23 protein-coding genes and 1 pseudogene are annotated in these 24,583 nt (G+C 44.4%); 10 read left to right on the forward strand and 14 right to left on the reverse strand.

What is annotated here, in order from left to right:
• Positions 1-9: 9 nt before the first annotated feature.
• Complete coding sequence (gene eutC, locus AB4486_RS06030; RefSeq protein ID WP_136974151.1) at positions 10-879, reverse strand: ethanolamine ammonia-lyase subunit EutC; 870 nt, start codon at positions 877-879, stop codon at positions 10-12.
• On the reverse strand, positions 872-2,284 hold the full coding sequence (locus AB4486_RS06035; protein WP_017061645.1) for an ethanolamine ammonia-lyase subunit EutB: 1,413 nt from the start codon (positions 2,282-2,284) through the stop codon (positions 872-874). The genes eutC and AB4486_RS06035 overlap by 8 nt, the downstream gene beginning before the upstream one ends.
• Positions 2,285-2,484: 200 nt before the next feature.
• Between AB4486_RS06035 and AB4486_RS06040 the strand changes: the two genes are divergently transcribed.
• Positions 2,485-3,405 carry a helix-turn-helix domain-containing protein gene (locus AB4486_RS06040; RefSeq protein WP_017067657.1) on the forward strand — a complete coding sequence of 307 codons (921 nt, stop codon included), beginning with the start codon at positions 2,485-2,487 and terminating at the stop codon, positions 3,403-3,405.
• A 104-nt stretch (positions 3,406-3,509) separates the two neighbouring features.
• Here the strand turns inward: AB4486_RS06040 and folM are convergent, their stop codons facing one another.
• The 8 genes from folM to AB4486_RS06080 all read right to left on the reverse strand — a co-directional run bounded on the left by folM (position 3,510) and on the right by AB4486_RS06080 (position 10,905).
• Positions 3,510-4,226: a dihydromonapterin reductase gene (gene folM, locus AB4486_RS06045; protein WP_136999154.1), complete on the reverse strand. Its 717-nt coding sequence runs from the start codon at positions 4,224-4,226 to the stop codon at positions 3,510-3,512.
• Positions 4,223-4,861 (reverse strand): GTP cyclohydrolase I FolE, encoded by a 639-nt coding sequence (folE, locus tag AB4486_RS06050; RefSeq protein ID WP_102398130.1) that lies wholly within the window; start codon positions 4,859-4,861, stop codon positions 4,223-4,225. Before folE ends, folM begins: the two co-directional genes overlap by 4 nt.
• Before the next feature lie 18 nt (positions 4,862-4,879).
• On the reverse strand, positions 4,880-5,251 hold the full coding sequence (folX, locus tag AB4486_RS06055) for a dihydroneopterin triphosphate 2'-epimerase (RefSeq protein WP_017067658.1): 372 nt from the start codon (positions 5,249-5,251) through the stop codon (positions 4,880-4,882).
• A 97-nt stretch (positions 5,252-5,348) separates the two neighbouring features.
• On the reverse strand, positions 5,349-5,846 hold the full coding sequence (folK, locus tag AB4486_RS06060) for a 2-amino-4-hydroxy-6-hydroxymethyldihydropteridine diphosphokinase (RefSeq protein WP_137001688.1): 498 nt from the start codon (positions 5,844-5,846) through the stop codon (positions 5,349-5,351).
• A gap of 268 nt (positions 5,847-6,114) precedes the next feature.
• The gene (locus AB4486_RS06065) at positions 6,115-6,543 is read right to left on the reverse strand and encodes a hypothetical protein (RefSeq protein WP_274675750.1); all 429 of its coding nucleotides are present in this window, start codon (positions 6,541-6,543) and stop codon (positions 6,115-6,117) included.
• A 129-nt stretch (positions 6,544-6,672) separates the two neighbouring features.
• Positions 6,673-7,407, reverse strand: a complete 735-nt coding sequence (locus tag AB4486_RS06070; RefSeq protein WP_372116695.1) for a hypothetical protein — start codon at positions 7,405-7,407, stop codon at positions 6,673-6,675.
• Between the two features lie 623 nt (positions 7,408-8,030).
• Entirely contained in the window at positions 8,031-10,328 is a 2,298-nt protein-coding gene (pflB, locus tag AB4486_RS06075) for a formate C-acetyltransferase (RefSeq protein WP_372116697.1), read from the reverse strand.
• Between the two features lie 232 nt (positions 10,329-10,560).
• Entirely contained in the window at positions 10,561-10,905 is a 345-nt protein-coding gene (locus AB4486_RS06080) for a multidrug efflux SMR transporter (RefSeq protein WP_017069768.1), read from the reverse strand.
• 320 nt (positions 10,906-11,225) lie between these two features.
• On the opposite strand from AB4486_RS06080, the gene AB4486_RS06085 reads away from it, so the two are divergent.
• Positions 11,226-12,374 carry an S-(hydroxymethyl)glutathione dehydrogenase/class III alcohol dehydrogenase gene (locus tag AB4486_RS06085; protein WP_304569929.1) on the forward strand — a complete coding sequence of 383 codons (1,149 nt, stop codon included), beginning with the start codon at positions 11,226-11,228 and terminating at the stop codon, positions 12,372-12,374.
• 316 nt (positions 12,375-12,690) lie between these two features.
• Positions 12,691-13,530 (forward strand): S-formylglutathione hydrolase, encoded by an 840-nt coding sequence (fghA, locus tag AB4486_RS06090; protein ID WP_102463037.1) that lies wholly within the window; start codon positions 12,691-12,693, stop codon positions 13,528-13,530.
• A 77-nt stretch (positions 13,531-13,607) separates the two neighbouring features.
• Here fghA and AB4486_RS06095 read toward each other — a convergent pair whose 3' ends face one another.
• Complete coding sequence (locus tag AB4486_RS06095) at positions 13,608-14,690, reverse strand: pyridoxal phosphate-dependent aminotransferase (protein WP_017061632.1); 1,083 nt, start codon at positions 14,688-14,690, stop codon at positions 13,608-13,610.
• 306 nt (positions 14,691-14,996) lie between these two features.
• On the opposite strand from AB4486_RS06095, the gene AB4486_RS06100 reads away from it, so the two are divergent.
• From AB4486_RS06100 to AB4486_RS06110, 3 genes and pseudogenes are all read left to right on the forward strand, one after another.
• On the forward strand, positions 14,997-15,398 hold the full coding sequence (locus AB4486_RS06100) for a hypothetical protein (protein ID WP_017061631.1): 402 nt from the start codon (positions 14,997-14,999) through the stop codon (positions 15,396-15,398).
• Positions 15,399-15,622: 224 nt separating this feature from the next.
• Entirely contained in the window at positions 15,623-16,360 is a 738-nt protein-coding gene (locus tag AB4486_RS06105) for an NUDIX domain-containing protein (RefSeq protein WP_372116700.1), read from the forward strand.
• Positions 16,361-16,597: 237 nt separating this feature from the next.
• Positions 16,598-17,587: pseudogene (locus AB4486_RS06110) on the forward strand (sigma-54-dependent Fis family transcriptional regulator); the annotation flags it as partial.
• A 15-nt stretch (positions 17,588-17,602) separates the two neighbouring features.
• On the opposite strand, the gene AB4486_RS06115 reads toward AB4486_RS06110, so the two are convergent.
• Positions 17,603-18,454 (reverse strand): LysR family transcriptional regulator, encoded by an 852-nt coding sequence (locus AB4486_RS06115; protein ID WP_017067473.1) that lies wholly within the window; start codon positions 18,452-18,454, stop codon positions 17,603-17,605.
• A gap of 112 nt (positions 18,455-18,566) precedes the next feature.
• On the opposite strand from AB4486_RS06115, the gene AB4486_RS06120 reads away from it, so the two are divergent.
• Both AB4486_RS06120 and AB4486_RS06125 read left to right on the forward strand, forming a co-directional pair.
• The gene (locus AB4486_RS06120) at positions 18,567-19,214 is read left to right on the forward strand and encodes a glutathione S-transferase family protein (RefSeq protein ID WP_017064968.1); all 648 of its coding nucleotides are present in this window, start codon (positions 18,567-18,569) and stop codon (positions 19,212-19,214) included.
• Between the two features lie 143 nt (positions 19,215-19,357).
• Positions 19,358-20,800 (forward strand): N-acylglucosamine 2-epimerase, encoded by a 1,443-nt coding sequence (locus tag AB4486_RS06125; RefSeq protein WP_372116702.1) that lies wholly within the window; start codon positions 19,358-19,360, stop codon positions 20,798-20,800.
• Positions 20,801-20,869: 69 nt separating this feature from the next.
• Here the strand turns inward: AB4486_RS06125 and AB4486_RS06130 are convergent, their stop codons facing one another.
• Together AB4486_RS06130 and AB4486_RS06135 are read right to left on the reverse strand one after the other, a co-directional pair.
• Entirely contained in the window at positions 20,870-21,277 is a 408-nt protein-coding gene (locus AB4486_RS06130; protein ID WP_017061620.1) for a hypothetical protein, read from the reverse strand.
• 139 nt (positions 21,278-21,416) lie between these two features.
• On the reverse strand, positions 21,417-22,748 hold the full coding sequence (locus tag AB4486_RS06135) for a ferric reductase-like transmembrane domain-containing protein (RefSeq protein WP_372115439.1): 1,332 nt from the start codon (positions 22,746-22,748) through the stop codon (positions 21,417-21,419).
• A 233-nt stretch (positions 22,749-22,981) separates the two neighbouring features.
• On the opposite strand from AB4486_RS06135, the gene AB4486_RS06140 reads away from it, so the two are divergent.
• Both AB4486_RS06140 and AB4486_RS06145 read left to right on the forward strand, forming a co-directional pair.
• Positions 22,982-23,671, forward strand: a complete 690-nt coding sequence (locus tag AB4486_RS06140; protein ID WP_017061618.1) for a flavin reductase family protein — start codon at positions 22,982-22,984, stop codon at positions 23,669-23,671.
• Between the two features lie 120 nt (positions 23,672-23,791).
• Positions 23,792-24,583: a CLCA_X family protein gene (locus AB4486_RS06145; protein WP_017061617.1), complete on the forward strand. Its 792-nt coding sequence runs from the start codon at positions 23,792-23,794 to the stop codon at positions 24,581-24,583.

Below are 24,583 nucleotides of genomic sequence, written 5' to 3' on the forward strand. Positions count from 1 at the left end.
TTTTGTCTTTTATCCAATTAAAAAATTGCCTGTGTGCTTGTCTTCTAACTGCTCACCACCTTCTTCCTCGATACTCGAACGGTCTTTAAGGTTGACTCCTGAAAGCTCTAGCCGACGAGCTTCCTTCAATAGGTATACCGCTCGCTTACACGCATCTTCATAAGCCAACCCCTGTGGGCGAATATTAGAAATGCAGTTCCTATCAGAGTCTTTTGTTCCTCTTCTCGCCTGCCAAGTCAGGTACATACCCATGCTATCTGGAGAGGTCAGTCCCGGGCGCTCACCAATCAAAACCACCACCATCTTGGCTTGTAAGCACTCGCAAACATCATCTCCTATTGCCACTCGGCCCTGCCTCACAACAGTAATAGGAGCAACATGCCACGGCACTTCGTCTTCCCCTAATAAAGAAAGCAGATGCTCAATGACTGGATTTGCATGATTTTGAATGGCAATTGAAGACAAGCCATCAGCCACTACTATCGCGAGATCAAACGGGGGAGACTCTGAATGAAGAACGGCTTGCAACTGATTCCAACAGACGTCATCAAGCTCACGACCAAGATCCGGCCTTTGCAAATACATGAATCTGTCTGTCGCTTTGCTGTGCGCCTTAATTGGTGCCTGAGAAGTGTGTTGAATGACCGAGTTTGATTGAGCGATGAGCTCAACCAATGAATCCACATCTAAAGCACAATGAACGGCATCCATCGCCTGTGCATGGTCGAGTTGAAATGAAAGCAACTCTTTAGTTGGAACGCTATTTCCACTTCGACCCAGTGCAATACGTGCCGATGTAAAACCTTTAAGCTCGTGCCAAGGGTTTTGAGTTACCAACTTAGAAGCAGAATGTTTTGCCATAGAGACCACCTTACCCATGTGCGGGGCCTCCATTAAGTTGTGCTAGAGCGCCAGCAAATGAGCCGGAGAGTCGTTCATTTAGGCGCACATCTTTTACATCATCAAAAATCTGCATCTGAGTTAGCCACTCCTCAAACTCCGGCGCAGGTTTTAAACCCAACACCTTGCGTGCATAAAGTGCATCATGAAACGAGGTTGTTTGATAATTGAGCATGATGTCATCGGAACCCGGAATCCCCATAATGAACGAGCACTCAGCGACACCGAGCAATGTCAGTAAGTTATCCATATCATTTTGATCGGCATAGGCATGGTTGGTATAGCAGATATCACACCCCATCGGCAGGCCAAGCAATTTGCCACAAAAATGGTCCTCAAGCCCTGCTCGAATAATCTGTTTTCCATCAAAGAGATATTCAGGGCCGATAAAGCCGACCACGGTATTAACCAACAATGGATTAAAATGACGCGCTACGGCATAAGCCCGTGTCTCACAAGTTTGTTGGTCCACACCATGAAAAGCATTGGCAGAGAGAGATGTTCCTTGCCCTGTCTCAAAGTACATGACGTTACTTCCAACGGTGCCTCGGTTCAGCGAAAGCGCCGCTTCGTTTGCTTCTTTAAGGATCGAAAGGTTAATACCAAAGGTGTCGTTCGTACCTTGAGTGCCACCAATAGATTGAAAGACGAGATCCACCGGAGCGCCCATCTCAATCGCTTCAATCGTGTTTGTAACATGGGTTAATACGCAAGATTGGGTCGGGATCTGGTAGTGTTGAATGACCTCTTCCATCAGATTCATCAACTTAATTGCCTGTGGTACATTATCTGTTGCGGGATTAATGCCGATCACAGCATCACCATTGCCATACATCAAACCATCAAAAATACTGGCGGCAATGCCATTGAGAGAATCGGTTGGATGATTGGGCTGTAAACGGGTGGATAAACGACTAGGCAAGCCAATGGTGTTACGAAACGCAGTCACTACCCGACATTTTTTGGCGACTTGGATCAAATCCTGATTACGCATGATCTTACTCACTGCAGCCACCATTTCTGGAGTTAAACCAGGACGCAGCTTTGCAAGCGTGAGACTATCGGCTTCATCACTTAGCAGCCAGTTCCGAAAGTCTCCCACTGTAAGGTGATCAATCGCTTTAAACGCCTCTCTATCATGGCTATCAATGATTAAACGAGTAACTTCATCACTTTCATAAGGGATCACCGCTTCATTTAAAAACGTCTTTAGGGGCAAGTCTGCCAGTGTCATCTGAGCTACAACACGCTCTGCAGCAGAAGTCGCAGATACACCAGCCAAAACATCCCCTGAACGCTCTGGCGTAGCCTTTGCCATCAGATCTGCTAACGACTCAAAGTTAAAAACCAGGTGCCCTTGTTGTCGGCGATAAGCTGCTGTCATAAATTCCCTCTTCATAAACTGGTTCAGTTCTTGCTCAATAACCTTTTGTATATATGAGTAATTAAGCGATTTTTGAACCGAATGAATATCAAGAATCGGCAAACATAAAAAAGCATTAATAAACATAAACTTAAAGACACACTGTACTAATATGGGTCACATGGGTAGGTCATGGAATGATGAGAAAGGATGAAGAATTGATGCGTTATGCACCTAATTTGTGCACATTCAACACATTTGATGCAAATCAGCAGGCAGCCAGCCTCTTTAACTGGCAGCAAGAATATGACCAACTGAGTCAAGGAAGTTTTCTAGGTCAGATCCGTGAACGAAAATTTTCTCACGTGCACCTATTTCGAGAAGACAGCAACAGAAAACTCAAGCAGCAATGTCGTATTAATGAAGGGATTTGGTTAGGGATCAGTGCTAACGATAGACCTTTACACATCAATTACGCACAAGGTAATCCTGATAGTATTTTGATCCGTGAGGCTGGGGCGGATTTTGAGCTACTTACGCCAGAAACCTTTTCTATTTATGGGTTAGTCATAAGCCCTTCACTGGTTGAAATGATTCAGCAACAGCTAGAGATTGAATCATTAAACAGCAAGAGCCACTTTCTTGGTTGCTCTCAACACTACACCCAACAAATAAAAGCTTACTTGAGCTTACTACTCTCCCCGAGTCAATCTCGCTGGTCTTTTCAAACTCATCAATCCATTGTTCAAGATATGTTGGTCGAATTGTTCGCTCAATCGTCTAATCAAAATATGCAAAAAACCAATGCCTCACAGCGTGAGAATACAATGCGTCGAATTAGGCAGTACCTAGATAACTCGCAGTACCGTAAACCCGTCACCGTGTCTGAACTGTGCGATGCGGTTTATGTCAGTCGCCGTACGCTGCAATACACCTTTGAGTCCTGTTGTGACATATCACCAAAACAATTTATACAAAATGTACGTCTCAACCAGGTACGGCGCATTCTGCAAAATCCGAGCGAACAACGGTGCATCAATGAAATCGCCTTTGACTTTGGTTTTTTTCATCTGGGATATTTTTGCCAAAGCTACAAGCAGTTGTTTGGTGAGTCGCCCATGCAAACACGTTCTAATGTCTAAAACCCAAAAAGTGTCGAGGGACAACTTAAAAAAATGTAGTTAGACGATATGAAAGACGAATAGATTAGTTGACTATCCTGCCTCAAGATCACAACGCATGAACTTCACTTCAAGTGCCTGCCGCCATCAAGGTGCAAAGTCCTTCCTGTCATATAGTGACTAGCCAAAACAAACTTAATGCCATCTATCACTTCTTCAAAGCCTGCCTCTGAGGGAATCAGTGCTTTTTTCAGAGCTTTGGTTTTGTACGCCTCGTCATCATGTTCATTGAATTTTATCATGGCAGGAGAGAGAGTATTGACTTTCACCTTGGGAGCCAGCATCGCTGAGAACGACAGCGTCAAGTTGTTGAGTGCGGCTTTACTGGCCGCGTAAGCGATGTGTTTTTTACTGCCTTTTTCCGCAACGTAATCACTGATGTGGATGATGTCCGACGTTTTATCGCCAGACATTAGTTGGTCTTTGAGCATTAAATTAACCAGATAAGGCACGGTGGCGTGAATCGTCATCATCTGGTGCATGATTTGTGATGCATTTTCACTGGGGTTTGTCTTGTTCTCAGGCTTCCAGTCGGAAGCGTTATGTATGATGGCACGAAGTGTCTTATATTCTTGACCAACGTAATGAAGAAAGCCCTCTAGGCTGCTTTGTTGATAAAAGTCTACCTGTTGTAAGTCGGCTCCACTGTCGCGCAGTATTTTCAGCTGGGGATAGTCGCTTCGGTAAGTGCCAACGACTTTGTATCCGTCAGATATAAGTTGCTGCGCCAGAGCGAATCCTAAACGCTTCCCCACTCCAGTTATTAGAATCGTTTCACTCATCGTAAAAACTCAGCTCTAGTTTGAGGGTTAGTTTTGAAACTGCCACCAAGCGCGGTTGTGGTGGTTTCAGAGTTAGCGTCCATAACGCCTCTCGATTTAACGCAGTAGTGAGTTGCTTTAATCGTCACAGCCACATTTTCTGTTTCGACTAGAGTCTGTATCGCGACCAGGATTTGCTGTGTAAGGCGTTCTTGAACCTGCGGACGCTGAGCAAAGAATCGAACAATACGGTTTATTTTAGATAGCCCAAGAATCTTGGATTCTGGGATATAAGCCACTTGTGCTAAACCATCGATGGTGATGAAGTGATGTTCGCACGTCGAAGTTAAATCTATATCCGATACCTTAACCATTTCATCAACTGACATTTTGTTGTCGATAACACTAATTTTGGGGAAGTTATTGTAGTCGAGCCCTGAAAATATCTCGTGAACGTACATCTTTGCAATGCGATGAGGTGTTTCAGCGAGACTGTCATCGGTTAAATCCAGCCCGAGCGTACTGACAACTTCCGTCAAAAGCCCTTTGATGCGGTTGTACTTCTGGTCGGGGTTCATTTCGCTCGATGTCATCGGGGTTTCAAGCCCCTTTTCGAGCAAAGCTTCTCTTACTTTTTCAGCTTCTGTGGTTAGCATTGAGTCGCTCCTTATGAGTTAATCTTCAAGTTCTGCTTCATAGCTCAGGGTGAGCGAGACGGAATCGGCGAAACGTAGAGCATGAGGCTTGTCAATTCTCACCTGAGCGTATCGGACCCATGAATGGTCGATACAAATACCGAGTACGTCGCTGGTTAACTTTTCTAAAAGCAGAAACCGTCCAGATTCAACATGTTCAATAATTTTTTTGCAGATATTTTTGTAGTTAAGTGCGTTCTCCACATCATCAGAGAGGCAAAGGTTGTTCGCGGGATAATGGATCTCCGCATTTATGACGATGTCTTGCTGCTTGGTTTTTTCTTCTTCGTTGAAGCCGATGAAGGTTCTTAATCTGAGATTTGTGATGGTGATAATCGCATTGTGATTCATAACAGTTTCCGATCCTTAGAAGGTAGAGTGAGTTACGTGCCTATTAGAGGAAAAGATCAATAAAGCTCAAGCGTTCTGTTTAAAGCAGTTACAGGGACTAAGTGAAGCTGACCTCGAACGGTATAAGTTCGGTTTTCTGACTCAGCTGATCGAAGTTGTTCCAGAGATGCTGAAAAGAGATATCTAGAGTGGGATGAAGTTCTTGCGCGGCAACATCAACTAACGGTCGAAGCACAAAAGCGTACTCGGTGATTTCACCTCGAGGCAGCTCTACTCCATCAATAATGCCTACTTCGTTACCGTAAAGAAGGATATCGATATCCATCGTACGCGAAGCATATTCTTTAGTTTCTCGCTTGCGGTCATTTTCTAATTCGATTTGATGCAGAACCTTAGCCAGTTCAGCGATAGAAAGGTCACATTCAAACCCAACGACTAGGTTTAGGAAGTTATCTCCTTCAAAACCAACAGGCTCACAATCGTAAAAATTAGAGATGTGTAGAGGTGCAAAGCGGCTATTCAATGCTTTGAGAGATTCTGTGACGTGATATTCGCGGTTAATGTTGCTTCCGATGCTGACATAAACGGTGGCCATAATTTTTTCTCCCTTTTAATCGGCCTCTTACGTTGTAAGTCGCTAGGAAGATCAGCTATGGATCCGTTTGATGTCGGGAGGGTAAATGAAAATCTCCCGACAACTCATATTGAGATCGGTTCTAAGTTGGAAAGAGGGACTTTCGAACTAGGAAGTACCACGGGTAAAAATTCAGCTTATGAAGGCTCTGGACAGAAACCATTTAGATTCTTTGATCTAAACGGTTTCAATCAGATTAGAAAAAGTATCTTGAAACCTTAAACGTTTGTTATACAAACACTGTTAGCAAGCACAGACCAAAAACCAAGAGAACAAACCCAATAAACATTAACGCTATACGATAGCTATAGTGCTTGTTCAAACGTTCGCTTTCTAGGCGCTGTCCGTCTGGAGTTTCCCAAGCAAAACCATTTGGTTGTCGTACAGGAAAATCACCGAAGTACTCCTGAGACAAATACTCGATGTCATTCTTAACTTGGGATAGTCTATTCAATGAGTAAACAGAAAGACCAAGGATGTATGAGTAAACAAGCAAAATTGATTTTAACAAGGTAAATTGTTCTGAATTGACTGAATAGCCAACAAGCACAACGAACGAAACCGAGAAAGCTATAAGCTTCAACCGTGACGGACTGAGTAATTGCATGATCGCTTTAAAGTTTTCTACCGCTTTTCTAGGATGTTCTTGCTTACTCATATTTTGTTGCTGCCTCCGTTTGTATAACGCCAAATTAAGGTGTGAACAACGCAAACACCTGACTTAACCCATTGTGCCATAAACACTAAACTTGCTTGAAGTGAAAGCGCCAAGCGTTGTGAATCACTCTTAAATTTCTTTGTTAGGTTTATTTATTGTCGTGTAGCGTTCAAAAATTGATTTTTCTTCAGTCACCGAAAATTCGATTGAGTCTACGGTTCTTTTAGCCTTAGCGATGACAGTACTATTTTTGTTGTCCCAAAGAAATAAATAGTCTCCAGCCCAACCTACATACTGATGTTCGACATCTAAACCATTAATTTTGAGATCTTGTTCATTAGTTTTGGCTGCCTTCGCATCAATCGCCCCCCAACCAAATGCATAGACAGCTACTGCGACAAGTACATTAACAACGATAACTCGAACATGTTTATAGGGAATGTAATCTTCAAGTTCTCTTGCGTCTCCGACTATAACTGGAACAATTAACATCGATAATGCCGCTACTTTAAACCACCTATAATTTCCAGACTCAAAGACAATTTGATATATGATTGCTGATAGCAATACCCAAAACATTACTCTAAATGCCAACCTAACATACCTAGCTACCGGTAAATGCTGCCCTCCACCTTCAGGTAAGTGCTTCGCTAACGGCATACCTAACATGTTACCAATAGAAAAGCCAACTGTGACCAGAAGAGCGGAGTAAAGTAATGGTGTCATGGCACTCTTCAGAACATCTGAAAGGGCAATGTATTCCAAAACATTAACGTTGAATGAGCTCCAGAATCCAAACAAGTACAGGATTGAGATAAACAAACTATAAGGAGTTAGCAACGCTAAAACTTGTTGTAATTTCATGTAATATTTCGACCTATAAACCTAACATTTTAATATCGTGCAGGCACGAATTCACACTTTCAGCATATCCGAAATTCATTGCTTAACCAACTGAAAAATAAGCACATAATTCAGTATAAATCCGATTTTCAGGTGCAAACCGTGCAAACACACATAGCTTCCAATTCAAGGCACGTTATCACTGAAGAACTTCCATTTAGTTATCGACTATTCAATAGCTTAGAAACACTTAAACAACGTATTCGTGCGTAGCTGTGATTGAAGATCAGTCTCTAGTGGTCTAGTGGGTTAGAAATTTGGGGACAAAGTTAGAACTCTAGGCATGAGGAAAAGTAAGGCAAGTTCCTGAGTTTGAAACAGAGTTCACCCCCTCTCTGGCTCACTTTGGGGCAAAGATAAGTTAGAGCTCCTAGTGATCTCTGACATAAAAAACAAGCGAATCCCCCCAAAAAAAGCATCAAAGTAATTCCAATCACCGCGTAAATATCGGTTTTGCCCATATACTAGCCAAGACAACGCGACGCCCAACGACATCATTAGCGCCATACTCCACGCACAAAAAAGCGCGAGAAACGGATGTCATTCTCGCGCTTTTTTAGAACCGTATATCTTGAAGTTTACGGTTAAATCTTAGCAGTAAACGTACGGCTAATTACATCTTGTTGCTGCTCACGTGTTAACGAGTTGAATCGCACAGCGTAACCCGACACTCGGATGGTTAACTGTGGGTATTTTTCTGGATGTTCGACGGCATCCAACAACATGTCACGGTTAAGCACGTTAACGTTGAGATGCTGCCCACCCTCAACACGAATCGATCCTCCATTTTCCTCATGGTGGAAGTAACCATCCATTAGTGCTGCTAGGTTCACTTTTTGGCTTAGGTCATCTTTACCTAGTGCATTTGGTACGATTGAGAAGGTGTAAGAAATACCATCTTTAGCGAATTCAAACGGCAGTTTGGCAACTGAAGAAAGTGAAGCAACCGCACCTTTCTCGTCACGACCGTGCATTGGGTTTGCGCCCGGGCCAAATGGCATACCTGCGCGGCGACCATCTGGTGTGTTACCGGTTTTTTTACCATATACAACGTTTGAAGTAATCGTAAGGATAGATTGAGTTGGAACCGCTTCACGGTAGGTGTTCATTTTCTGAATTTTTTTCATAAAACGTTCAACCAAATCACAAGCAATATCATCAACACGTGAATCGTTGTTGCCGAATTTTGGATATTCACCTTCAATCTCAAAGTCGACAGCGATGCCATCTTCGTTACGTACTGGTGTTACCTTCGCGTATTTGATAGCCGCTAACGAGTCAGCAACAACCGACAGCCCTGCAATACCACAAGCCATTGTGCGATGAACATCGCGGTCCATTAATGCCATTAACGATGCTTCATAGCTGTAACGGTCATGCGAGTAATGGATCACGTTCAGCGCAGTGACGTATTGCGTTGCAAGCCAATCCATCATGTCATCAAAGCGAGGCATTAAGCGGTCAAAATCGAGAACTTCATCTTCGATACGAGCAACTTGGGGGCCAACCTGCATGTTAGATTTTTCATCAACACCACCGTTAATGGTGTAAAGCAACGCTTTAGCAAGGTTTGCACGAGCACCAAAGAACTGCATATGTTGGCCAACCACCTGCGGGCTTACACAACACGCAATCGCGTAATCATCGTTATCAAAATCCGCACGCATTAGATCATCGTTCTCATACTGAAGTGATGAGGTTTCGATAGACACTTTAGCCGCGTATTGTTTAAACGCGATAGGCAGTTGTTCAGACCATAGAACCGTCATGTTCGGCTCTGGTGCTGGGCCCATCGTGTGCAATGTGTGCAAGTAGCGGAAAGTCGTTTTGCTAACAAGAGTACGACCATCAACGCCCATACCAGCCATTGCTTCTGTTGCCCAAATTGGGTCCCCAGAGAACAATGAATCGTATTCAGGAGTGCGAAGGAAACGAACCATACGAAGCTTCATGATGAAATGGTCAATCAACTCTTGCGCTTGTTTTTCATCAATCAGACCAAGTTTAAGGTCACGTTCGATGTAAACATCTAGGAAGGTTGATGTGCGGCCTAGCGACATCGCAGCACCATTTTGAGACTTAACCGCAGCTAAGTAGCCAAAATAGGTAAACTGGATTGCCTCTTGCGCAGTACGAGCAGGAGAAGACATATCAATGCCGTACTTCAAACCCATTTCTCGCATTTCATCAAGGGCACGAATTTGATCAGTAAGCTCTTCACGTAAACGCAATGTCTTATCTAAATCACCACCCGTTTCAAGCATCTTCTGAGTTGATTTGAACTGCTCATTTTTGTCTGATTTTAGGAAGTCGATACCGTACAAAGCAAGACGACGGTAGTCGCCAATAATGCGTCCACGACCATAAGCATCCGGCAGACCAGTAATAATACCAGAACGGCGACATGCTTTAATTTCGTCGGTATAAAGATCGAACGCTACTTGGTTATGCGTTTTGCGGTACTCAGTGAAGATCTTTTCGATTTGTGGCTCTAATTCACGACCGTACACTTCGCACGACGTTTTCACCATTCGAATACCACCATTGGCGATGATGCCGCGTTTCAGTGGTTTATCGGTTTGTAGACCCACGATTTTTTCGAGGTTTTTTACAATGTAACCGGCATCGTGTGAGGTGATAGTGGAAACGATATCAGTATCAAAATCGACAGGGGCATGAGTGCGGCTTTCTTCTTTAATACCTTCTAGCACCGACTCCCATAGCTGTGTCGTCGACTCCGACACGTCCGCAAGAAAAGACTCATCGCCTTCATAAGGGGTGTAGTTTCGCTGAATAAAATCACGTGCATTAACGGATGTTTGCCAGTCGCCAGCTTGAAATCCCGTCCAAGCTTCCATCATATCGGTTGTCGGAATAGTCATAATGACCCCCTAAGTTATTGATAAAAAGATAATATCTATGATTATTTATAATCATTGGTTTCTGCTGGCTATACTAAACCGACCAATCTATGAGTAAAGTGAGCTGTTTTCATAAAATACATGCACAAAATGCATTTATTGGAATTACTATATTATATTCAATACCTTAAGTTGAAGGCTAACTACTCTAGATTCCAATTAGTTTGTTCCTTCAGAAGTAGGAAATAGACTCTTAGTGACTCACCGACGTTGAAAACAGGTTAATGATCACCACACCAGACAGAATCAAAGCGATGCCAATGATCGCGTAGATGTCTAGCTTTTGCCCGTAGACCAACCAAGATAACGCCGCGACTAACACAATCCCTGCCCCACACCAAATCGCATAGGCGACACCCAGAGACATAGTTTGAACCGTGAGAGACAACAGATAAAAAGCAAAGCCATAACCGACGAGTACTGCGGCGGTAGCAGGAAGGGAAGTAAATTGCTGCGTTTTAGGCAATAAAGAAGTCGCGACAACTTCAAGCACGATGGCAAGTGACAGCATCACTGGAGGCGGAAGAGATAAAAGCATGTATGAGTCCACAACATTAAATACGGCGCTCAGAATATTGTAGTTTTATTTCCAATTCATGTGATTTTCAGTAAGCAATTATTATGACGTACCTTAAAAATTCTTAAGTGTGACTTTCGGTTAACACGAGGAACCTAAATGCTCTATTATTACAAATACGTAATAATCATTTTCTATTTAAGGGGATTATCAAAACATGCACTCACACCTATACTAGCTCCAACAAAACGAGAGAGCGGAAACAATTAAGCTCAACTACGCTTAACGGGTTGAATTTAATTGCACAGTTATCCGCTGTACTGACATATAGGAAACATCCAATGACAATCGAAATTAAACCTGGTCAAACGCATATCAAATCAAAAGCAATGGTTGCATGGGCAGCTGGCGAGCCACTAAAAATGGAAGAAGTTGATGTACAACTTCCTAAAGCTGGTGAGGTTCTAGTTCGCATCGTTGCTACTGGTGTTTGTCACACTGACGCATTCACATTATCAGGTGACGATCCAGAAGGTATCTTCCCTTCAATTCTTGGTCACGAAGGTGGTGGTATCGTTGAGATGATCGGCGAAGGCGTTACAAGTGTTGAGATTGGCGACCACGTTATCCCACTTTACACAGCTGAATGTGGCGAATGTAAGTTCTGTAAATCTGGTAAAACTAACCTATGCCAAGCGGTTCGTGAAACGCAAGGTAAAGGCCTAATGCCAGACGGTACAAGCCGCTTCTCTATCAATGGCGAAACAATTTTCCATTACATGGGTTGCTCTACTTTCTCTGAGTACACAGTACTTCCAGAAATATCTCTAGCGAAAGTAAGCAAAGAAGCACCACTTGAAGAAGTTTGTCTTCTAGGTTGTGGTGTAACTACGGGTATGGGCGCGGTACTTAACACAGCTAAAGTTGAAAAAGGCGACAACGTTGCTGTATTCGGCCTAGGTGGTATCGGTCTTTCTGCAATCATTGGTGCTCGCATGGCTGGTGCTGACCGCATCATCGGTGTTGACATCAACGAGAGCAAATTCGAGCTAGCGAAACAACTTGGCGCGACTGACTGCATCAACCCAATGAACTACGACAAGCCAATCCAAGACGTTATCGTTGAGATGACAGACGGTGGTGTTGAGTACTCTTTCGAATGTATTGGTAACGTAAACGTGATGCGTCAAGCGCTTGAATGTTGTCACAAAGGTTGGGGCGAATCTGTAATCATCGGTGTTGCAGGCGCAGGTCAAGAGATCTCAACTCGTCCATTCCAACTAGTAACAGGTCGTGTATGGCGTGGTTCTGCTTTCGGTGGTGTTAAAGGCCGCTCTGAGCTTCCAGAAATCGTTAACCGCTACATGGCAGGTGAGTTTGGTCTTCAAGAGTTCATCACTCACACAATGGGTCTGCAAGACGTAAACGAAGCATTCGACCTAATGCATAAAGGTGAATCTATCCGTACTGTTCTACACATGGATAAATAATACCAATCGTAGTAAATAACTGGTCATTCTAGCTTGTTAAAACACTCGATAACGGCGTTAGAAATTTTGATTGTAGAATAACTACTTATCGAAAATTTCTGCCTTGTTCTCAAGCCTTTTTCCTGCGCTATTTATGACCATCTACTTACTGTGATTGGTATAACACCTCTTGGTCTCGATACTTAGGTGTCGAGGCCAAAGTTATAAATGAAAAGCAACAAACTGTCTTCACCACCTCCTGCCCGGTGGGTGGTGAAACTTTAAATGATATAGACATGTTATTCCCCAAAACCATCAACCTAACGGAGCACAATAGATGACAATCGAAAACATTAGCCAAGCAAAGGTTGCTGGTGGTTGGCACAAACAATACACCCACTTTTCTGCAACGCTTGACTGCAACATGCGTTTTGCGATTTTCTTGCCACCTAACGCAAGCAAAGAAAACCCAGTTCCTGTTTTGTATTGGTTATCAGGCTTAACCTGTACCGATGAAAACTTCATGCAAAAGGCCGGCGCATTCAAAGCTGCGGCTGAGCAAGGCATCGCTATTGTTGCACCTGATACAAGCCCACGTGGCGAAGGCGTTGCCGACAATGAAAGCTACGATCTCGGCCAAGGTGCAGGCTTCTATGTGAATGCCACTCAAGCACCATGGGACAGCCATTACCACATGTACGATTACGTGGTAACAGAGCTTCCAGCATTGATTGAATCTTTCTTCCCTGTGACTTCAGTGAAGTCGATTTCTGGTCACAGCATGGGCGGACACGGTGCCCTAACGATTGGCATCAAGAACGAAGATAGCTACCGTTCTATCTCTGCATTCAGCCCAATCACCAACCCAATGCAATGCCCTTGGGGACAGAAAGCATTCAACCAATATCTTGGCTTAGATATTGAAGAATGGAAGCAATACGATGCCTCTGAGCTTCTAAAAACCAAAGGCACTAAGCTGCCAATGTTGGTTGACCAAGGCGAAGCCGATAACTTCCTGATTGAGCAGCTTAAACCTGAGCAATTAGTCGAAGCCGCTAAGTTAACCAATGCCGATTTAGAGCTACGTATGCAGCCTGGTTACGACCACAGCTACTACTTCATCTCTAGCTTTATTGATGAACACATTGAGTTCCACGCTGCTTACTTAAACAAGTAGCCAGATGAATTTAGCCCGCACTTTGTAAACGCAAGGTGCGGGCTTTTTTATGCCTACTGATTTTATAACGGTTGCTTTTATAACTGCTTAATACGCTGCTTTAACGCTTCTAAATCTATATCATTGCCAACAATTCGTAATCGAACATACTCTTCAGTCATCGCGTCGCACGTAATAGCAAAATCGACACCCGAACATGTCTTAATACCGATACTCTCAAATAGCTTTGAAAGGTGAGTTCCTCTCTTTTTCAACAACATAATGGGCGTCGATATTGACGTGCCAACCACCTCAATATTGTTCTCAGACAACAAGCCGATCATTTGCTGCTTAAAGTATTCAGTTTTGCTGCGGTTCATTTCTAAGAAGTGTTTTGCATTGGGTAAGGTCGCCGATGCGATTTTTATTGAGGGGTAAGTCGGCGTAAACACACTCACCGCAGCTTCGATTGCAGAAGTCAGGTTTTCACTGCTGGCTAAGTAACCGAGTCGAATCCCAGCGAGCCCTAAACCTTTAGAAAAGGTTCGTAAAACTATTAAGTTGTCCAAGACTAAGGTCTGATCGAGCATAGACTGCTCAGGGGTCAGGTATTCACCATAGGCCTCGTCGACAATCAAAATAGCGCCAGAACGCTCACATACTCTCGCTATCTCGACCAGATAAGCTCTGTCGTAGATTCGACCCGTTGGGTTGTTGGGATTATCGATATACACCAAGGCAGGATTTTGACTGCTTATTTTTGATGCCAACACACCGAACAGATCCGACTCGTTTTGATAATCAAACATGTTGATGGACTGGTACTTCCCGCCCACCAAAGTGAACTCTGATACTGCTTCAACAAACTGAGGGCCAATGCCTATCATGGTGCGATTGTTGTGATCGATAAGTTTATTGAAGATAAGTTCTAGCGCCCCAAGAGAGCCCGTGGTGTACGTAATACGACAATCTTCAATCCCAATAAACTGGCGAGTCAGATAAGTCAGCTCCGAAAGCTCCCTGTGGCAATAGTACTTATCAATACCGTAGATAATATCTTTGATCACATGTTCAGGAATTTCTGGTGCGCCAAATGGATTGGAGCCAAGTGAACAATCGATACGAAATGAGTGATCGACATAAGAATGGTATTCGCCACTTAACCGTGGATTTAAATGCATAAGAAAACGCTCAAAAAATATTCATGCGCTATTCTTATCGTACTGAATTTTATCTATATAGGTCATTTCGCGACAGTTCTTCGCCTTGTTTCGAGAGACTGGTTAAAAACCAAGATTGGTTCAAATAACGAATTCTCTTAAGCCATAATCAAGAGTTAAGCACTCGTGTTTACATTTCGAGTTAACCGAACCGCTTTCTTTGCGCTAGATTAAGCTGAGATAAGATAGGGTAATAACAGAGCTTGCATCTTTACTCTCCCTAGTTACCATAGCCCCATTAACATCCCCCATATTTTGAAGGTTGCTATGAAAGCAATTAAGACTCTTTTCTTCCTGATGGTTTTATTGAGCGGTCTGTTTACCGCTTGGCTGTTTATTCCAATTCCAGCGACCATGGACAAGCAAACGCTCGACGTTCCATTAACGGAACCATTCAAGCTTGTTGCGTATCGCAGCAACCCGAATGATGCGAGCAAGCCGCTGACTTACCACTACTATGTGATTTCAGATGTGGTTGGTGTAGACGACATGGACCCATTCCTGATTACCACGGACCAGTTCGTGAAGCTTGGCGAATTCGACGAGAACACATTCAACCTTACGGTTAACGGCAAGATTGATAGCTACACCAACGATTTGTGGATCAAGAAATCTGATGGCAAGCTTCAACACTGGTACGTGAGTATTAACGCGAACTATATTCGTTAAAATCGAACTGCAATAAACCTCATTTTAAAACTGCGCTTTGGCTTCCAAGCGCAGTTTTTGTTTCTAGCAACACCCTCCACTTATCCCGACCCGTTCGACATAAACTGCATTGCCTACTTTTGATTCACTGCTGCCCTTGCTCTCAAGGTGTTATAAGCTCTTTAGATACGATAAGCTCAGACCATGCTCGACGCCCAATAAATCAAAATAATAAAGGATCACCCGTGGAATTTACGCTCGACAAATTTAACGGCATCATCATTGACCCAGCAACAGCCCCTCACGATGTTGACTCATTCAATGCCGAACTCAGCGAGATCACCGAATTTTCAAAGCAGAATAGCAAAGGCATTATTTGGATTAGCTTACCTATTTCACTCTCGCACCTTATTCCGGTGGCGACTGAGCTTGGCTTTGTGTTTCACAACTGCTTAGAAGACGAGATTACGCTGATCCACAAATCCGAGATTGTAGAGTTTGTGCCTTTCATTCCGACCCACACCTTGGGTGCTGGTGCGTTAATCACTAACGAACACAATCAAGTTCTGATGATCAAAGAGCACGGCATGACGGGTTACAAATTACCGGGCGGTCATATTGAGTTGGGTGAAGGCATTGAAGAATCCGTGGTTCGAGAAACCTTAGAAGAGACTGGCATCGAAGCCACGTTCGTTTCAGTGGTTGGCATGGCGACAAGACACCCGTATCAATTCGGAAAGTCTAACCTCTACTTTGTTTGTCACCTTATCGCTCAAACTCAAGAGATTGCGATTCAAGACACAGATGAAATTGCAGAAGCTAAATGGATTGATGTTGAAGAGTACATTAACAACCCCGACAGCTACCCGTTCAACCGCCAGTTAGTCGGCTCTTTGATAGGCAAACAAGGATTAGAACTTACCCAACTAGAAGGCAACTATGGCCCGAACCATAAGCCAGAGATCTTCTTTTCGAAAAACTAAAGCGATTCAAACATAAAAACGCCAAGCTCATAAGAACTTGGCGTTTTGCTTTTCATTTTACTTGTATTGTTTAAGCCATCTCGTTGCTAGTGACTTCCTAATAGACTGTTCTAGAACCTATCTATTTTAGAAAAATCCTAGTGGGTTAGTATCGTAGCTGATCAACAGGTTCTTAGTATTTTGGTAGTGATCGAGCATCATCTTATGTGTCTCACGGCCGATGCCGGATTTCTTATAACCACCAAACGCACGCGCTCCATTTCAGCATCGTGTGATTTGCACCATGGCGAGCAACAAATCGAACACGCTTGGCAGCAAGCCAACAAGGTAATCGATAAAGGGATCAGTTTGTTGATCTTAGGAGAAACAGGAGTTGGCAAAGGCGAGTTTGTTAAAGCGCTGCACAAGCAAAGCCAGCGTAAGTCTTCGCCCTTGGTAGCGGTAAATTGTGGCGCGCTGCCTAAAGACCTTATCGAATCTGAACTGTTTGGTTACGCGCCGGGCGCCTTTACGGGAGCAAGCCACAAGGGCTTCCAAGGTAAGATCCGTCAAGCAGATAAAGGGATTCTATTTCTAGATGAGATCGCCGACATGCCTTTAGAAGCTCAGTGCCGACTACTGCATGTTCTGCAAGACAAATCCGTGGTGCCAGTTGGTTCTAATCAAAGCTATCAAGTCGATTGTCAGATCATCGCTGCAACTCACAAAAACCTCGAGCAGTTAGTCGCAACAGGTGAGTTTAGGCAAGACCTGTATTACAGACTCAATGGCTTAGCCTTCACCTTGCCAAGCCTACAACACCGACAAGACAAGCACGCTTTAATCGAGCACATTCATCGTAAATACGCCGAAGACGAACAGACAATCTGCCCGCACTTGATGAGCTTACTGTGCGCCTATTCTTGGCCGGGTAATATCCGCGAATTAGACAACTTACTTAAGGTTGCTGCTCTATTAGCAAGTGATGAACCCCAACTCACACTCGAGCATGTGCCCAGCCACCTTGCTCAACATCTCACGTCATTAGCACACGATAATCAGCATCAACTCACGCCTCCTAATACCACCAAAGGTACAGCTAATAACGATTTAAGAAGTACCGTTGAAGAAACCTTGCTGCAAACCTATCAAGCCAACCAAGGCAACATAAGTAAGACTTCGAGAATACTCGGTATCAGCCGCAATACCATTTATCGAAAATTGAAAAGCTTGGGAATCCTCCAATAGGAAGATGAACCTAAGCTACTCAGAACCCAGCTCCACAAGTTGATTGAGCACTTCTTTATCCAATACCGGGTGATGCTTACTCGCTAGGATCAGCACAATATCGACCGAAGGCAACGGCGGCATATCATCAAGAATTTTCAAATCTGAAGTCACGCTTAGCTTACCCATCGCACCAATCGCTAATCCTGCTTTCACGATTGCACGCTGCGCTGAAGCGGTATTGCTACACGCCAATAACTGATAAGGCGTGCCCTGCTTGGTTAAGCCATTCACTGCCGCTGCGTGGTACTTACAATCGGTCTGAAACAAGGCTAGTGGGACTGGTTTAGACTCATCGAATGCATAGTCAGGGCTGCTTATCCAAACACCCACATCATGTGTAAGCCAGTAACCCTCTTCACTATCAGGCGCTCTGGTGACAATCGCCGCATCTAAACGGCCATCATCTAACCACTCTCTGAGGTTAATACTTGGTAGGCTAAATATTTGAATGGAACAGGTAGGTTCTGCTTGCTGTAACAGGCGAATCACTTTCGGCAGAATGGTGTCGTTGTAGTCTTCAGGGCAGCCGAGTCGCAGAGGTTGTTTGTCTTCATAACGCTTTACTTGCTTGAGGGCGGTGTTGTGGAGGGCGACCAACTGTTCGGCATGAGAACGCAGCGCTAAGCCAGCTTCAGTCAGTATTAAATTACGTCCTTCTTTCTGGAAAAGAGTGACGTTGAGTTCTTCTTCCAACTTACGCATCTGAGCACTGAATGCCGATTGGGTACGATTTATCTGTTTCGCTGCACGAGTGAAACTACTGGTTTCCACAAACGCGAGAAAGCCTCGCAAAGCATCAATATCCATATTGAAATCACCACCCATCGTTTTTATTAATGTATTGCATCAAAATTATCCGTTAGTGCTCCGCAATACAATCCCCTAAGCTCAAATGCATACCCCTAAATACATACCCACTAAACGCAAGGAAGCAACTATGCAGCTTTATATTGGAAACCAGAACTACTCAACTTGGTCATTGCGCGCATGGCTAATATTCGACAACTACAACCTGAATGCAGAAATCATCAAGCTCAAGCTATTCACGTCTGACTTTTACGACACACTAGCTTCAGTGACACCAACAGCCAAAGTTCCAACTCTGGTTGATGGTGACGTTGCGGTGTGGGATTCACTGGCGATTCTCGAATACGTTAACGATGCCTATTTGGACGGTGCAGCGTGGCCTAGCTCAGTGAAAGAACGCGCCCATGCCCGAGCAATTTCCGCCGAGATGCACTCTGGGTTCTTTGCCGTCAGAAATGAAATGCCGATGAACTGCCGCGCACAACGAAAGCTCACACTGAGTGAAGACGCACTGAAAGACATCGCTCGTATTGATGCAATATGGTCTGCACAAATGGAACAATACCCAGAGGGATGGTTATTTGGTGAATGGTCGATTGCCGATGCGATGTTTGCACCCGTCGCATTGCGCGTAGAAACCTATGGAATACAACTTTCCGAAAAGGCATCGCAGTATCAACAACGTGTGCTGAACAGTCCATCAATACAAAAATGGCTGGCAGAGGCAAGCTTAGAAACCGATGTGGTTGAAGAAGATGAGGCGGGCAAGCCAGTATAAAATACAAGACACCCTTCCAAAGCTCACTAGTCTGTGAGCTTTTATCTAAACCTTATTAATTTGGTCGATTGTGATCGCCTAATCACAATGTGCAGATGTGATTGTTTATATTCAAAGAAATTCAAATAGTTAAGATAAACATCATGTTACGAGCAACGATCGCATTACTCAGTATTACTAGCTTCGCCGTATCTGCCAACGCCCCTCTTCCTTCTGGAGAAGAGTGGCTCAACCATGCGACTGAAGGGCTTGCACCTTATTCGTTAATGCCTAGCGCTCAAGGAGAACCGGTAGGAAACTTCCCTACTTTCCGCTGTGATGACGGTACCTTGCTCGATGTTTCTGATGTGTGCCATGAACTAAACAAAGGCTGGATCACGCCACACTTTGGCAAAGAGTTTACGCGGATGAAGTCACGTCAAACTTATGCCTATGGCGTGCTCTACCACCTTAGTGGCGATAAGCAGGCTTTAGCGCTTGCCAAGCAAGGAGCCTACTACATCATTGATCAGCTAGAAGATAAGCAAAACGGCGGCTTTATCGGCTACACAAAAGAGGGAAAAGTAGGCCAGAATTGGCAGCAGCGTACTTCTCAAGATCAAGCGTATGCATTAGTTGGCCTTGCCATGTATTACTACCTGACTCAAGACAAAAAGGTAGAAGAAGCACTCATCGAACAACAAGCTTTTATCTTTGATAAATATCGACTTAGCGACAACAGCGGTCTTGCTTGGGTACTTGCGGATGGTGAAGATGGCAAAGCCACACAGCGTGAACTGGTCGCGCAACTTGATCAGATTAACGGTTATATGCTGTTAGTCGCTCCCCTGCTAAAAGAGCCCACCAAGACAAGATGGCTTGATGATCTAAGTTGGCTGACACAAACCATGGTCGAGCACTACCACTCTGAAGATGAACAACGCTTCTACGGGGCCATTCACAGCAAAGCCGCCAAGATGCCGAATGCTAATCACAACGATTTTGGGCACACCATCAAAGCGTATTGGATGACCTATCTAACCGGTCACGCATTAGAAAATACAGAATGGTCGCAATTTGGATTCGATGGCATGAAACACACTCTCGCTCTGGCGCAATATCAGAAAGAGTTCGCCAACGTATCCCAATATTATGGCGAGGAACTTCAGAAAGCGTGGAAAGGACAAGAGATAACTGGCTGGCAAAGCAGACCAAACACAAATTGGGCTTCATCATGGGAATGGGCGGAGCTTGATCAAGCAGCAATGACGGTTTCACTTGTCGATGATTCAATGAAAGACGTCCTGCAATACACCCTACCCACTTTTCATGATGTATGGGTCGACCATAAATACGGCGGTGTCGGGCTTGAGCCAAAACGCACCAAAGCTTTCCATTGGGGCAACGGTTATCACCAGTTTGAACATGCGCTGATTGGCTATCTATACGCACAGCAAGTTGACGCGAAGCCAGCAGTATTGCATTACGCAAGGCCGACCAACAGCGAGATGCCAATGGAACCGTATTACTATCAAGGGGATGTGGTTAAGTTAGAGAACCTAGATGATGGGACACAAAAGGTCAGTTTCAATAACATTCGACCTTAGCGTGGGTATTGGATCTGAATAAGCGGATTGACCACCAAGCCTGAAATCAATTTTCAGGCTTTTTAATGACTACTTTCTCTTCCCTTGCTCCACCAGCTTTTCATTCCATGCCGTATTGCCGTCACGCTTAGTCACGTCATACTCTGAACAGAACTGAGAGATGGTCATGTTGTTGTCACCAGTCGCCAATTTCAACGCCAACTGAACTTGTTGAAGCTTGCTTTGCAGTCGCAAGATTTGACCAGCATTTGGGCTTTTCTCTTTGGCGTATTTTAAAGCCGCATGCTTACGTTCTGCCGCGCCCGCTCGGCGATCTGCTTCTGATAACAGATACTTGAGTTGAGCAACACTCTTGCCTTTCTTGAAGGCAGGATCAAGCAACTCAACGCATTCATCAAACGATGGATCGATAACGTATGGGTCAACTTTATGAGCTTGTTGGCGCATCCATTCGAGTGCGAGTTTTTCATCTGACATAATTACATCTTTACCAAAGAAACAGCCCTATATGGTATCGCTCAATAGCAAACCGCTGCAATAACAAATTGAGTGACTTTACGCCTTTTTACACTGTGCCGATTGACTAATTTAACAATCACAGCTCCAATAGTTGGCTTTAACGCATCACAAACAGCTCTTCGTGGTAGTGCTTTTCAATATCAAATTGATAGGTGTCTAATTCTTTTTTCAGTGATGTAGAGAACAACTCCGGCCCGCAGAAATACATCTCGTACTCGTTGAGGTCGCCACATTGATTGACAATTCTTCCGGCGTTTAGCCGCGGTGAGTGCAAGGTATCTATCACGGTCAACTTCACACCAACCGCGTGTGCTAGGTGCCACAACTCATCGATTAATTGCTTATCAACACCGCGAGTACAATAAAACAGTTGAATACGAGGATGATCTCGTTCTGTTTTGAGCGCTTCAAGTGTTGCAAAAAACGACGCTATCCCGACACCACCAGCAATCCAAATTTGTGGCTTGCTTAGGTCAAAATAAAGTCGACCATAGGGTCCTTCAACCGTAACCGCATCGCCCGCTTTCACTCGTTCATATAGGCCATTAGTAAAATCACCCAGCTCTTTGATCAAAAAGCGCAGCTCTGGATCATCACTGCCAGAAACAATGGTAAACGGATGCGGGTCTTCATTACCGAAACGCAAGTACGCAAACTGCCCAGCTTTGTGACCTTGCCAAGATACCTCCGGTTTTAACACCAGCTCCATCACTTCAGCTTGTGGAAAATAGCGAGTCGAGATAATCGTCGCTGAGTGACGATTACGACGCCCAACCAAGCCCAACAAACTGTAAATCGCTGCGATAGACCCAGCCAAAGCAAATGCCACAGTTAGATAATAAATAGGTTCTCCCCAATACGCTCGTTTAAGCAGGATTACTGAGTGGAAAGCGATAAACAGGTACGCAACCGACATCAGACGGTGCGACAATTTAAACGGTTTGTACTTCACTGCCGCCCATAGTGACGCCACCAGTAAAATGAGCAACAAGTAGAAGCCCCACTCGCCAATACTCTGAGCAATACCGCGTAATTCATTGACCCATAACTCCCATCCAGTCAAAACAGCTTGCGGCCCTGAACCATCGTGTCGAACAGGCTTATCTAACACACCAGACACCACCAATGACTTAGGTATTTGGTACCACAACCAGTGTGTCACACCCAGTGCAACACCACCGATACCGAGCCATTTATGGACTCGATATGCTTTATCCATACCTTTCAGCCAATTCTCAACCATAGGCAAACGCATCGCCAAGATCATTGTGATGGACATTAACACCAGAGACAAAATACCTGAGTACTGAATCATGGCTGAGCGCCATTCAAAGACATCGCTTGAAGCGAATAATTGCGGTTCCATCGCAAACCAAAAGGCTGACATTGTGGCAATCATTGCCCAAATGATATTGCGGACTGTTTTCATTTGTTAACACTCATAAAGACGACATCATTACTTTAGCTCCTGTGATGTAAAGGGACGTCAACGTACGTAAATCTATGCAAAGGATCTCGTTCATTGTGCTGTAGCAGAGATAAAAGAGACAAACTGCCCACGGCCAATAAGCGCTCTTTGATCGATAAAAGCGGATTCTTCGTACATATAAGTCCGTTAGTGAGCATGCTCGAAGATAACAATAAATGAGAAGAAGAGAAGATATGAAGGACATGACCCTTTCTAAACAAGATATCCAAACAATGGACCCGCGCCACCGCATTCGTTTGGTTAACTCCCTATCTGGATTTAAAAGCGCCAACCTAATTGGTACTTGTGATAAACAGGGGCTTGAAAACCTTGCGATAGTGAGCTCTGTCATTCACCTAGGGTCTGATCCCGCGCTGCTTGGTTTTATTGTTCGCCCAGATAAAAGCCGACGTCATACGCTAGAAAACATCCTAGAAACTAAGTACTTCACCGTTAACAGCATTGGTGCTGACTTTGTTAAAAAGGCCCATCAAACCTCGGCTCGCTACCCTAAACCAGTCTCAGAATTCAACGCGGTCGGCTTAACGGCCTATTATGACGACACATTCCCCGCTCCCTTCGTCTTGGAGAGCAGTTTAAAGATAGGGTTAGCGTTCAAAGAACAGATAACAATCGAAAGCAATCAAACGCAAATGTTGATCGGTGAAGTTATAACGATTCACGCACCCAAACGCGCCGTGATGCCGGATGGCTACCTTGATTTAGAAGCGTTGGATTTGGTCACGGTATCAGGGCTTGATAGCTACCACGTAACTCAAAGACTGCACCGATTAAGCTATGCAAAACCACAACAGCCACTCTTTCCACTCACTCGTGAAGGTAACCCAACTTCATGGGAAGCTTTCGAACTCAATCTAAACTAATTTTGTTCGGCAATTTGCTATCAAAAGTGCTAACGTCCTTTAATTCCAAGAGATGCATCTCACACAGGCGCATCTCACTGAGCACACTATTCATTCTTACGTCTGTTTCCAAGGACCCTTTTGAAGTTAACTCACTTTAAATACAAAACGCGCGAAGGCCCAGACTACCGACATGGCGATCAGGTGTCATTCATGGACATCAAACAAACCTTCGGTATGGGCAGCATTCGTGTGGGTGCTTGGGTGACGAAAGAAGAAAAAGAGTTGGCCGCAAATCTGATATTCGATTCGCTAGCCGACTTGGCTTACATCTTGGCTTTGCCACCAGAAGCGATTGGCCTTCGCGGCACATTAGGCTTAGCGTTCGGCAGTGGCGGCAGAAAAGGCGTACAAGCACACTATGCCCCGAACCAACGAGAATTAGCCCTCGCGAAGAATGCCGGAGCTGGCGCGCTCGCTCACGAGTTTTGGCATGCATTTGACCACTATATCGCTGAGAAAGCGTTTGAAATCGGCGATACCTCTGGCCCTCGCAAGCAGATCCTGTTCGCCAGCGACTGTTGGTTGCACGATAGAACGGTGCGACCTCATCCATTAAACGAAAGTTTGATGTCTCTGTTTGATGCCACACTGCTTAGCGACAATAACTTGGACAAACACGATTATGTGGCTCGCAGTGTGATTGCCGACAAAGCGATGTCTGCCCGTTACTTCTCACTACCCACAGAGATGATGGCGCGCGCTTTTGAATCCGTGATTGAATCGTGTTCCGATATCAAGAACGCTTATCTAGTGGATGGCACAACCAAGCCTGATATGTACCCCGTGTATCCTGATATGGCGCACCGAGAACAGATATACCAAGCCCTGCAAGGTTACTTCGCACCATTAGGCCGATCTTTGAGTAAATAG

The sequence above is a fragment of the Vibrio sp. 10N.222.55.C6 genome, from assembly GCF_041473395.1.
Lineage (GTDB): Bacteria > Pseudomonadota > Gammaproteobacteria > Enterobacterales > Vibrionaceae > Vibrio > Vibrio crassostreae_C.